The organism is Streptomyces sp. DvalAA-43 (assembly GCF_900091725.1).
Lineage (GTDB): Bacteria > Actinomycetota > Actinomycetes > Streptomycetales > Streptomycetaceae > Streptomyces > Streptomyces pulveraceus.
Genome location: NZ_FMBW01000094.1, coordinates 302,250 through 310,998 on the forward strand (window position 1 = coordinate 302,250; position 8,749 = coordinate 310,998).

Here is an 8,749-nt window from a genome sequence, read left to right on the forward strand (position 1 = left end):
GGACTACCCTCCCGGGGCGGTCGCGGCAAGAGCGCGCACAGCATCCGCCCGCTCGCGGCGGGGCCTTCACCAGCTGTGTGACCGGGGACGCGGGATCCCGCCGAGTGCCTGTTCGAACCAGACGGTCTTGCCGTGCGCGGTGGTGCTGGTGCCCCACTCCCGGGCGAGGCTGCTCACCACGAGCAGCCCGCGGCCGGACTCGTCGTGGCAGGCGGCGTCGAGCAGGGTGGCCGGGGCGGGTTCGTCGTCGCTCACCTCGCACAGCAGGGCGCCGGTGCGGACCAGGCGGAGCCCGATGTGATGGCACCGGCTGTGCTTCACCGCGTTGGTCACGAGCTCGCTGACCATCAGCTCGGCCGCCTCCACCGCGTCCGGCAGTGCCCAGTCGAGCAGCTTCCCGCGCACCAGGCGCCGGGAGCGCGCCACTTCGCGCGGGTCCAGGGCGAGTTGCCATTCGGCGACGTGGTCGTCCGGGATGCCGTTCAACCGGGCCATCAGCAGCGCCACGTCGTCCTTGCGGCCGCCGCGCGGGTTGAGGGCCCGGATGATCGTGTCGCAGGCGTCGTCCATGGAGGCGGCGGGGTGGGCCGCCGAGGCGCAGAGCGCGGCGAGCCCGGCGCCGATGTCCTGGCCGCGCACCTCCACGAGGCCGTCGGTGCACAGGACCAGCCGGTCACCGGGCCGCACCCGCACGGTCGCGGTCTCGAAGGCGACGCCGCCCACGCCGATCGGGGCGCCGGTGGGCAGGTCCAGGAGTTCGGCCCGGCCGTCCTCGGCGCGGACGAGCACGGGCGGGATGTGGCCGGCGTTGGCGATCTGGAGCTCGGAACGGATCGGGTCGTAGACGGCGTAGAGGCAGGTCGCCAGATACTGCTCACCGAGGCGCTGCGCCAGGTCGTCGAGGTTGCGCAGCAGCTGGGCCGGCGGCATCTCCATCATGGCCATGGTCAGCACCGCGGTACGCAACTGACCCATCATCGCTGCCGAGTTGAGTCCGTGCCCCATGACGTCACCGACGACCAGCGCGGTCCGGGAGCCGGGCAGCTTCACCGAGTCGAACCAGTCGCCGCCGATCCTTCCGAGCCGGGCGCCGGGCAGATAGCGGGTCGCGATGTCGCAGCCCGCCATGCGCGGTTCGACCTGGGGCAGCATGCTGTCCTGGAGGGTGTCGGCGACATTCTCCTGATACGTGTACATGCGTGCGTTGTCGAGTACGAGCCCGGCACGGGCGGCGAGTTCGGCACCCGTGGTGCGGTCCATGTCGTCGAAGGGCTCGCGGCCGGGACGGCGCATCAGGACCATGAAGCCGAGCACCACGTCACGGGCCTTGAGCGGCACGATGAGCAGCGACCGGTGGGTGATCAGCGGGCGCAGGTCACGCTTCTCGAACTCGCCCGAGATCCGGTTGCTCAGCTCCTCGCCGACGTACGGGACGAGGACCGGCTCGCCGGTGACCATGCACTGGAAGAACGGGGTGTGTTCGGGGAAGGCGATGGATTCGCCGACCGGGACGGTGTCGTCCCAGCGGCCCGGTTCGTCGTTGTGCTCGACCCAGACCCGGTGCCAGACGGTGGTGACGTCGGGCGGCCCGTCCGGGAAGCCCTCGCCGGCCAGGACCGCGTCGCGCAGATGCGTGCCCGCGAAGTCGGTGAAGCGGGGGACGGCGGCGCTGGTGACCTCGCGGATGGTGCGTTCCAGGTCGAGGGAGGTGCCGATGCGGCCGCTGACCTCGTTGAGGAACTCCAGCCGTTCACGGACCGCCGCGTATTCGAGGTCCAGTTCGGGGCGGGGGACGGCTCGGGGCTCGGGCGCTTCGCCATCGCCGCGCGGACCGGGGGCGAGGGGGCGGGCGGTGTGTCGCGGAACACCCCAGTCGGGGGTGACCGGGATCCGGCTCAGCTGGCTGAACTCCAGGACCGGGTAGCCGAGTTCGAGGACCTGGGCGACGATCCTGGTCGCCTCCCCCACGCTCATGCTGGGCAGGATCTCGGGCAGCCGGCCCGCCAGTTCCTCGTAGCCGGGGAAGTCGGTGTGGAGCGCGAAGGCGGGGGCGACCGTACCGGCGTCCCGGCCGTCGGCCTTCTCGGCGCCGCTCACCCGGGCGGCGTCCGCGGCGAGCACCAGGAGCCGCCCGGAGCCGGGGCCGACCAGTGGATAGGCCCACCACAGGACGTCGATCCGGCCCTGTTCCGGTTCGTCGATCCGGGCGCGGCCCGACGCCGGGTAGGAGAGGGACCCGCCCGGTGCGCCGTCGAGCTCGGGACCGAATCCGCCGCGGTCCTCCTCCGCCTGACCCAACACGCCACTGATCGGCAGGAGTTCACCGGCGGGGCAGCCGAGTGCCTCCTGTCTGGTGACACCGAAGAGCCGTCTCGCGCCGCTCGACCAGTGGGAGACGAGTCCGTTCTCGTCGACCACCGCGACGGCCAGCGGCACCCTGCCTGTCGAGGCGTCACGCGGCGGTGGTGTCCGCTGCGCCGGCACATCGCGATCCATGGTTGGAAGGCTCCTTCCCCACCGCAACGTTCTGCGGCTCGTGACTCCACGGTACGGCCCCACGGCCGGCGCGCGCCGGTCATCGGTCCAATCGCCGACCGCGGTGGTGCGCCCGGCGCACCGGTGGGCGCACCGAGCGGTCCGGACGCGGCGGGCCGGCCGGTGAAGTCACCGGCCGGCCCGCCGTCTCTCCGAACGATCAGTCCTCGTGCCCCAGTTGGAGGTCGCGCTCGGTGCGTCCGCCGCCCGCCACCTGGAGGACGGTGGCCACCGGCGGGTATCCGGCCGCGATCACCGTGTACTCGCCGGTGGACAGGTCCACGAACCGGAATGCCCCGTCGGGCCCGGTGGTGAGGGTGTCGACCACATTGCCCGCCGCGTCCAGGAGGGTGACCCGGGCGTCCTCGACGGGGCGCCCGCCGCTCGCCCGTACGATGCCGCGCAGCACCGCGCCGCCGGCCAGTTCGATGTCCTGCCGGGTCTCCCTGGCCGCCTGCACGCTCACCGGCAGCGCGGCGGGCCGGAAGGCGGGGGCGCTGGCGGCGAGGGTGTACTCGCCCGCCACCAACTCCGTGATCACATAGCCGCCTTCACGGCCGCTGCGGCTGGAGGCGACGACTTCGCCGCGGACATCGGTGAGGGTGACGGCGGCGTCGCGCACCGGTGTGCCGTCGGCGGTGACGACGGTCCCGGCGAGGCGCCCGGCGCCGCCGAGCACCACGTCCAGCTCGACGGGCCGTTCGCCCACGGTGACGCTGACGGCCTGCGGCTGGTGTCCGCCGGCCGCGGCGATGAGGACGTACGAACCGGCGCCGGGCACACTGAGCGCGTACCGCCCGTCGTCGCCGCTCGCGCCCCGTCCGACCTGCTGGCCCTGGACGTCGATGAGGGTGAGGGCGGCGCGCGGGACCTTCGTGCCGTCGGGGTGCTGGACGCTGCCGCAGACCGGCACGCCCGAGAGATAGACGGGCGGTGGCACGGCGGCCTCGGTGGCCGGGGTGGTGCGGGCGGCCGGAAGGGTCACGGACTCGGCGGCGCTTTCGGGGCTGTGGTGGGACACCAGCGGTTTCTCCTTGAGGAAGAAGGCGAAGAACATGCCGAGCGCGAGCACCGGCACGAGATAGAGGAAGATCCGCGGCATCGCGTCCGCGTACGCCTGGATATAGCTGTCGCGCAGCGCGGGGGGCATCGCGTGGACCAGCTGCGGGGTGATCGACTCGGGATCGGGGAGGTCGGCGCCGGACGGCAGCCGGACGGCGAGCGCGTCGGCGAGGCGGCCCGCGAAGAGCGTCCCGAAGACGGCGGCGCCGACGCTGCCGCCGATCTGCCGGAAGTAGTTGTTGGCGCTGGTGGCCGAGCCGATGTCGGCGGGTGCGACGGAGTTCTGCACGGCGAGCACCAGCACCGGCATGATCAGCCCGATCCCGATGCCGAGTACGGCCTGCGCGATGCTGTACTCGATGCGCGGGGTGTCGGTTTCGAGGCGGGAGAGCAGCCACATCCCCACCACCGAGGTCGCGCCGCCGACGATCGGGTGGATGCGGTAGCGGCCGGTGCGGGAGATCAGCTGGCCGGAGACGACGGACGCGATGACGATGCCGCCCATCATCGGCAGCATCAGCAGTCCGGATTCGGTGGCCGTGGCACCGTCGACCATCTGGAGGAAGGTCGGCAGATAGCTGGCGGCGCCGAACAGCCCCACCCCGACGACCGCCCCGACGAGTGCGGTGACATTGAAGATCGAGTCGCGGAACAGCCGCAGCGGGATGATGGGTTCGGCGGCCCGGTGCTCGACGACCAGGAACAGCAGAGTCGTTCCGGCGGCTCCGACCCCCAGCGCCAGGATGGTGCGCGAGCCCCACGCGTACTCCGTGCCGCCCCAACTGGTCAGCAGCACCAGGCAGGTGGAGGCGGCGGCGAGCAGCAGCGCGCCGAGGACGTCGAGCCGGGGCCGGACGGTGGGCCTGGGGAGTTTCAGCACGACGGTGATGACGGCGAGCGTGACCAGGCCGAACGGGACGTTGATGTAGAAGCACCAGCGCCAGGAGGCATGGTCGGTGAAGAAGCCGCCGAGCAGCGGGCCCGCCACGGAGGCGAGACCGAACGCGGCGCCGATGAGCCCCATGAACCGGCCGCGCTCCCGGGGCGGCACGACATCCGCGATGATCGCCTGGACGCCGATCATCAGTCCGCCGCCGCCGATGCCCTGGACGGCGCGGAAGGCGATCAGCTCGTCCATGGTGCGGGACCAGCCGGCGAGCGCGGAGCCGATGACGAAGACGACGATGGCGAACTGGAAGACGCCCTTGCGGCCGAAGAGGTCGCCGAGCTTTCCGTAGATCGGCAGGCCGATCGTGGAGGCGAGCAGATAGGCGGTGACGGCCCAGGACATCTTCTCCAGGCCGTGCAGCTCGCCGACGATCTTCGGCAGCGCGGTGGCGACGATCATCTGGTCGAGCGCCGCGAGCAGCAGTGTGAGCATCAGCCCGAGGAAGAGCAGCCGGATGCTGCGGGGGCTGGTCTCCGGTACGCCGGACGGGGCGGGATCCGGCGCGGCCTCGACGGGTGGCGACGGAGGCGGTACGGCGGCCGCCCCGACGGTCCCCGCACCGTCCGGCTCCTCCTCCAGCAGAGTGATCCCACCCACCACGTACCGCTCCCCTCGTCGCATCTGCGCCGCCCTTTTCTCGCATTGTGCGATCGGCGAGGGCAAACGCGACGGGGGGCGCCAGCGGCGCACGCCAGGGGCTTAACTCCCGGTGAGAGCCGCTACGGCGCACCACCGGCGGGCCGGGAAAACCACCCGAACCGGTGAGGCCGGTCAAGAGCGGGGCAGGCTACTTCTCGACCTCGGTGGCGAGATTCTGCAGCAGCTCGTCGTAGATCCGCCCGAGCCCCTTGGGCGCGAAGGTCCTCTCGAAGAATCCGCCGATGCCGCCGGCGCCGTTCCAGACGGTCGAGACGACCGCCTTCGACCTGCCCTCGCCGGCCGGGGTGACGGTCCAGGTGGTGACCATCGAGGAATTGCGGTCCTTCTCGACGAGCTGACCGTCGGTGGGCTCGGTGACCTCCAGCAGGCAGTCGCGCACCCGCTTGCTGGTGGCCTGGAGCTTCCAGTGGACGAGCGTGCCCTCGCCGTCACCGCCCTCGCGCACCTCGTACTCGCTGAAGTGGCCGGGCAGCACCTTGCCCCGGACCTCCTTGTAGTCGGCCAGCGCGTCGAACACCGTCTCCGCGTCCGCCGCGATGACTCGTTCCGTCGTGGCCTCGACCTGCGCCATGGCTGTTCCTCCAGCACTCGGTTGTTCGGGGGTGTGCTGAGCCAACCACCTCCGGGACGCCGCTCAAAATCCGGTCCGGGACGAAGGGAAGAAAACGATCAAGGGAACAAGTGTTCTATTCTCTGTCCAGCACTACCGAGGAGGCGTCCATGCGCTGGGACAATCTGGTCGAGAACCCCGCCGTGACCGGGAACAGCGCGCTCTTCACCGCCGACGCGGTGACCACGCGCACCTTCGACACCCCCGAGTTCCGGGGGATCACCTTCCACGAGGTCCGGGCCCGTTCGATCGTGAACCGGGTGCCGGGCGCATCACGGATGCCGTTCGAATGGACCGTCAATCCGTACAGGGGCTGTTCGCACGCCTGCGTCTACTGCTTCGCGCGCAAGACCCACAGCTATCTGGATCTCGACACCGGACTCGGCTTCGACTCCCAGATCGTCGTCAAGACCAACGCCCCTGAGCTGCTGCGCACCCAGCTCGCGTCCAGTCGCTGGCACGGCGCGCACATCGCGATGGGCACCAATGTCGACTGCTACCAGCGCGCCGAGGGCCGGTACCGGTTGATGCCCGGCATCATCTCGGCCCTGCGCGACCACGCGAACCCGTTCTCGATCCTGACCAAGGGAACGCTGATCCTGCGCGATCTGGAGCTGCTGCGGCAGGCGGCCGAGGTCACCGACGTCGGCATCTCCGTCTCGGTCGGCTTCGTCGACGACGCGCTGTGGCGCACCGTCGAGCCCGGCACCCCCTCCCCCGGGCGCCGCCTCGACGCCGTCCGCACCCTGAGCGAGCACGGCATCGACTGCGGGGTACTCATGGCCCCGGTCATCCCGTTCCTCGGCGACCATCCGGACCAGCTGCGCGCCACGGTCCGCGCCATCGCCGCCGCCGGGGCGACCTCGGTCACCCCCCTCGTCCTCCATCTGCGGCCCGGCGCCCGGGAGTGGTACATGCAGTGGCTCGGGAACCACCACCCCCATCTGGTGCGGCGGTACGAGCGGCTGTACGCCGAGGGAGCCTACGCGCCCAAGTGGTACCAGCGCCGCATCACCCGGTACGTCCACGAGCTGGCGACCGAGTTCGGCATCGGCCCCTCGCACCGGGGCACCGCCCGACGGCTCCCCGTGCGCGGGGAGCGCCCCCCGGCGCCCGACGGCCCCGGGCCCACCCAGCTCACCCTGCTCTGATCCGCCGGAACCGTCGCAGCGAACCCCGGCGGAGCCAATCCGAGCAAATGGGTCAACTCTCGACATAACAGGTCCTTCCTGGTGCGAATGCGGGGAGCATGCGGCGGGGGCTGCGCCACGCGCAGCCGTGTTTCCCCCACCACGGGAGGCCATATGACGAAACGTTCAGGAATTCTGTTCGCCGTCGGTGCGACGGTCGCCGGTCTGGTGACCGCCGCGCCGCCCCCGGCGACCGCCGACAACGGTGCGCGGCCCGCCACCACGAAGCTCGAATGGACCGACTGCGCCACCAAGTCGTATCCGCGGCTGCAGTGCGCATCGGTCAGCACGCCGCTCGACCATGACGACCCGTCGGGCCGCCACATCACTCTCGCCCTGTCCCGCGTCCCGCACACCGCCAAGACCTTCCAGGGCCCCCTGCTCGTCAACCCGGGCGGCCCCGGGGGCAGTGGCCTGACCATGGCCGGATTCGTGGCTTCCGCGCTGCCGAAGGCGATCGCCGCCCAGTACGACGTGATCGGCTTCGACCCGCGCGGCGTCGGCAGGAGTAGGCCGGCGCTGGACTGCGTACCGAAGTACTTCGATCCGGTGCGCCCCGACTCGGTGCCGGACTCGCCCGGCGTCGAGCAGGCCAACCGGAACCGGGCCCGTTCGTTCGCCGAGGCGTGCGGGCGCAAGTACCCCGATCTGCTGCCCCACATGGACACGGTCAGCGCCGCGAAGGACCTCGACGTGATCCGGCGGGCCACCGGCGCCCGGCAGCTCAACTACTTCGGGTACTCGTACGGCACCTACCTCGGCGCGGTGTACGCCAAGCTCTTCCCGGAGCGGGTGCGGCGCCTCGTCCTCGACTCGAACGTGGACCCGGACGGCGTCTGGTACGACGACAACATCGGCCAGGACTACGCCTTCGACGCCCGCCACAAGGCGTTCGCCGCCTGGGTGGCGAGGCACGACGCCACCTATGGGCTCGGCACCGACCCGGCGAAGGTCGAGAGCGCCTGGTACGCGATGCGCGCGGCCGTCACGGCGCACCCCGCGGGCGGGAAGGTCGGCCCGAGCGAGCTGGAGGACGCCTTCCTGCCGGGCGGCTACTACAACGGGTACTGGCCCTATCTGGCCGAGGCGTTCGCCGCGTACACCAATGGCGGCGACCAGAACGCGCTCGTGAAGGCGTACAAGAAGTTCGGCGCGGTCGACGCCGAGGGCGACAACGGGTACTCGGTCTACACGGCCGTGCAGTGCCGCGACGCCCAGTGGCCCCGGCAGTGGAACACCTGGCTCGGTGACAGCCGACGGGTGCACGCCAAGGCGCCCTTCTTCACCTGGAACAACAACTGGTACAACGCCCCGTGCGCCGACTGGCCGGTGGAGCCGCTGAATCCGGTGCGCGTCTCCAACAGCGCCCTCCCGCCGGTGCTGCTCTTCCAGGCGACCGACGACGCGGCCACACCGTACGAGGGCGGGGTCACCCTGCACCGCAGGCTGCGCGGCTCCAGCCTGGTCGTCGAGCAGGGCGGCGGCAACCACGGCATCACGCTGGGCGGCAACGACTGCCTGGACACCTACCTGGCGGACTATCTCGCCAAGGGCACCGTCCCGCGCGGCGAGGGCAGCCGGGCCGACGCGGACGCGGTGTGCGCCAAGTCCCCCGACCCGCAGCCGCTGACCGGTGAGGCGGCGGCCAAGGTGGCGCGGCGGACAGCTTCCGCCAGCAGGGGCGGCACCCTGCACGGGCTGCTCGGCTTCCGGGGCTGACGGCCCACGGCCCGGCCCGGGTGC

The 8,749-nt window shown here is 71.5% G+C and carries 5 protein-coding genes; 2 read left to right on the top strand and 3 right to left on the bottom strand.

The annotated features are described in order from the left end of the window. Positions 1-66: 66 nt before the first annotated feature. The 3 genes from GA0115234_RS39810 to GA0115234_RS39820 form a co-directional block, all read right to left on the bottom strand. Positions 67-2,496 carry an ATP-binding SpoIIE family protein phosphatase gene (locus GA0115234_RS39810; RefSeq protein ID WP_093551541.1) on the bottom strand — a complete coding sequence of 810 codons (2,430 nt, stop codon included), beginning with the start codon at positions 2,494-2,496 and terminating at the stop codon, positions 67-69. A gap of 199 nt (positions 2,497-2,695) precedes the next feature. After that, positions 2,696-5,146, bottom strand: a complete 2,451-nt coding sequence (locus tag GA0115234_RS39815) for an MFS transporter (protein WP_093551543.1) — start codon at positions 5,144-5,146, stop codon at positions 2,696-2,698. Positions 5,147-5,333: 187 nt separating this feature from the next. Continuing rightward, on the bottom strand, positions 5,334-5,777 hold the full coding sequence (locus GA0115234_RS39820) for an SRPBCC family protein (protein ID WP_093551545.1): 444 nt from the start codon (positions 5,775-5,777) through the stop codon (positions 5,334-5,336). A 149-nt stretch (positions 5,778-5,926) separates the two neighbouring features. On the opposite strand from GA0115234_RS39820, the gene GA0115234_RS39825 reads away from it, so the two are divergent. Together GA0115234_RS39825 and GA0115234_RS39830 are read left to right on the top strand one after the other, a co-directional pair. Continuing rightward, entirely contained in the window at positions 5,927-6,967 is a 1,041-nt protein-coding gene (locus GA0115234_RS39825) for an Rv2578c family radical SAM protein (RefSeq protein ID WP_093551547.1), read from the top strand. A 153-nt stretch (positions 6,968-7,120) separates the two neighbouring features. After that, positions 7,121-8,725 (top strand): alpha/beta hydrolase, encoded by a 1,605-nt coding sequence (locus GA0115234_RS39830; protein ID WP_093551549.1) that lies wholly within the window; start codon positions 7,121-7,123, stop codon positions 8,723-8,725. Positions 8,726-8,749 lie beyond the last annotated feature (24 nt).

Coding starts and splice junctions, on each gene's coding strand:
- GA0115234_RS39825 (WP_093551547.1), top strand. CDS start 5,927: ATGCGCTGGGACAATCTGGTCGAGAACCCCGCCGTGACCGGGAACAGC.
- GA0115234_RS39830 (WP_093551549.1), top strand. CDS start 7,121: ATGACGAAACGTTCAGGAATTCTGTTCGCCGTCGGTGCGACGGTCGCC.
- GA0115234_RS39810 (WP_093551541.1), bottom strand. CDS start 2,496: ATGGATCGCGATGTGCCGGCGCAGCGGACACCACCGCCGCGTGACGCC.
- GA0115234_RS39820 (WP_093551545.1), bottom strand. CDS start 5,777: ATGGCGCAGGTCGAGGCCACGACGGAACGAGTCATCGCGGCGGACGCG.